Below are 2898 nucleotides of genomic sequence, written 5' to 3' on the forward strand. Positions count from 1 at the left end.
GACTTGCTCGCCGAACACCGGCAACGCGCAAATTCCACGACCCTGCGGATCGTCGCGCTCAGCGCATTGCTCTCCGATGAACTCGAGCACCTCGACCTGCTCGACTCCCCGGATAACGCTCGAACTACCGGGTTGCCCACGCCGAGGTCCGGGTCCTAGATCAGACGGAACAGCCGCCACGAGCTGTGCACGCCGTTTACGACTGACTGCCATAGATAGAACATTGCGATCGCGGCCCCGGGCCGGTCGATCTACCGCGCGGGGCCGTGACTTCGGGGGATCGAGTGGTCGGACGACCACCCGATCCCCGATCGCGCTCAGGCGAACAACGGCGCGAACCCGGCCGGGAGCTGAGCTCGAACGTCATCCAGCTCGCCGGTCGAGACGAAGGTCCCGATCGTGGCGAGCACGGTCTGAGCGTGGCGTCGGGCCGAGTCGGGCCCCACGCCGGCTCCTTCGAGCTGCGCCAGACGTCGCAGGAACTCATCCACGTCGAACGTCTCCGCCGACCCCGCATGCCGGGTCAACGGCTCCTGCAGCTCCCGGGGGAGCTGCGCGGCCAGGTTAGCGGGCTCGTTGCCTGCGACACGCTGGCCAATGAGCTCCAGCGTGTTCACGACAATGGAACTCGCCCGGTCTCGATCGTCGAGACCGAGGTCGTCGTTCACCTTGTCGATGATCTCGCCGTACTGCATACGGTCACTCCTTTCGTGGCCGCTGCCGACGGGATCGTCGAACAGCATCGACGGCTGATCCCGCCGCGGCGGGACAGACATCTGAGCTGCCGCGCTGGATGCCCTGATCCGTTCGGTTCGAATCGTGCCGAGCGGCGTCGAGCTTGGATGGGGTGCTGTTCGGTCCGGTCCTCGCCGAATCAGGTGGGCGGGTCACGCGCTGCTGGTCACTCCCGCGACGTGCTCGCACAGCGCCGACAGCGCCTCGATGCGGGTCGCCTTCAGCACGTCGGGCGGATCGCCGGGGAAGCGGCGCTCCCACGCCTGGGTCGACCCCCGATCGGTGACCGCGAACCACACCGTCCCCGGAGGCTGGTCGTCCTGCGGGTCGGGCCCACCGGCCCCACTGACGGCCACGACGACGTCCGCCCCGAACATCGCAGCCGCCTGCTCGGCCATGGCGCGCACCGCCGGTTCCGCGACCACCGGGCCGTCCGGAACGCCCAGCACACCGTGCTTGGTGGTCCGGTCGTAGGCCACGACGCCGCCGCGGAACCACGTGCTGGACCCGGGTGAGGCGGCGAGATCGCTCGACACGAGCCCGCCGGTGAGCGACTCCACGACCGCGACCCGGTGGCCGCCACGGTCGGCCCCCTGCGAGATTTGCTGGGCGAGCTGTGCGGGTTCAACGTCCGCTGGCTGGTCCACCAGTCCCTCCTGTTCCTGTGACAAGTCGGCGGCTGCGATGCCGCCGACCTGAAGAGTGACCGCCCGAAGCGGCTCGGGAAACGGTGAGTCGACACGGCGGAGGGGTCCGAGGAGCCCCGAGGACATCGGTCGCGGCGGCGAGAGTTTCCGCGTGAGATGCCGTGACGACGCGCGGTGCTCGGGTCCGCCGGCCCGATGTGGGGCCGTCTGCTTCTCACGCCCTACCTCGAGCGCTGGCGGCCCGGGTTCGACACCCATCCGCGGGGTGGGTGGCGTCGCCGTGTTCCGGGAGCTCGACGGCGGTGCGGCTGCCGAGCCGCGCAAGACGAGGGCCAGGTGGGTCCACGAGCACGAGACGCCGGAGACGGTGGTGCGGCCGTCGCGACCTCGGGGCTCATCGGTCAGCTGGAGCCACCGCCACCGCCACCGCCACCGCCACCGCCACCGCCACCGCCACCGGGCCGACGATGACGCGCAAAGACGGTGCCCGGCGGACGCGAGCTGCAGCTCCCGCATAGTTCCATCGCGACGCCTGGCTCTCGCGGGACCGATACGCTGATGCGATTGCGCAGGCGACGCAGTACCGACTGATAGATCCGCCGCCGCGAGTCGACGCGAGCGAAGGTTCTCTGGACTTCGCGCCGGACAACGTCCCGCAGGAGCTGGAATTCGAAGGCCTCCGGTGGGAATTTAACGGCTGGGACGCCGATGTCGCTTTGTATCGTCGCTCCTGCGGCTAAACCTGAGCTTTGGGAATGTAACCATCACTCGTTCGTACTGCTGGTGGTCATGGCTGCTCGGACGTTTGCAACCACTTCGGCCGCAAGCGGATACGGTCGCGGATTCGCGTAACTGGGTCGAGGTGACGGTCAGATTGCACTCGCTCGAACACGTCCTATCCGATGTGCTCTCTCTCGGCCCGCTGATTGATATCACGCATCCGCGAGAACTGCTTGAGCGCGTCGCGGAGCTTGCTGACCGCACTCACGCGCTGTATGACCATCCGGTGTGACCGTCGACGCGCGCCTGCCAGAGTGAGGTTTCCTCTGCCCGTAGAGGTCGAGGCTCGGTCTCGCGGACTGGAGCGCCGCAAGGGCGGGTTGCGCCTGAGGCGCTCTGCGAGCCGGCGGAAGCGCCGGCTCGCGGTCCTGGGTCGTAGGGGTACCGAACCGTCTGGCGAGGTGCCGAAGACGAAGGCCTCCTCGTTGTGGTCGGCCCCGAGGCTCGCGCACAGCTCGACTCTTTGTTCCTTGAAGGCGGTCAGCATCTCGACAGCGACGTCATCGAGAGCGACCCGGCGTCGCTGGTGAGTCTTCGTGGACTTGACCGTATTGCCATCGGTGTTGTGTGCGACGGAAACCATTCGCCGCGCCAGCGACCAACGCCCACCCGAGGTCGAGGACCGTGGCCGGCTCGGCGACTGGGAGGGCGACCTGATCATCGGTCGGGGCGGGCGCTCCGCGGTCGGCACCCTGGTGGAGCGGCGCACCGGGCTGCTGCGCCTGATTCACCTGCC

The 2898-nt window shown here is 68.4% G+C and carries 2 protein-coding genes and 1 pseudogene; 1 reads left to right on the forward strand and 2 read right to left on the reverse strand.

Annotated features, from left to right (window positions below; translation table 11 throughout):
* Nucleotides 1-317: 317 nt before the first annotated feature.
* Together VGH85_05345 and VGH85_05350 are read right to left on the reverse strand one after the other, a co-directional pair.
* Nucleotides 318-695 (reverse strand): DUF2267 domain-containing protein, encoded by a 378-nt coding sequence (locus tag VGH85_05345; protein HEY2173221.1) that lies wholly within the window; start codon nt 693-695, stop codon nt 318-320.
* Between the two features lie 192 nt (nt 696-887).
* The gene (locus tag VGH85_05350) at nt 888-1382 is read right to left on the reverse strand and encodes a CinA family protein (protein ID HEY2173222.1); all 495 of its coding nucleotides are present in this window, start codon (nt 1380-1382) and stop codon (nt 888-890) included.
* A gap of 1382 nt (nt 1383-2764) precedes the next feature.
* Here VGH85_05350 and VGH85_05355 point away from each other — a divergent pair.
* Nucleotides 2765-2898, forward strand: a pseudogene (locus VGH85_05355) (IS30 family transposase).

Source organism: Mycobacteriales bacterium, assembly GCA_036497565.1.
Classification (GTDB): Bacteria; Actinomycetota; Actinomycetes; order Mycobacteriales; family QHCD01; genus DASXJE01.

What these genes read in the sequence shown, in the direction of transcription:
- VGH85_05345 (HEY2173221.1), bottom strand. Translation starts at nt 695, where the DNA reads ATGCAGTACGGCGAGATCATCGACAAGGTGAACGACGACCTCGGTCTC.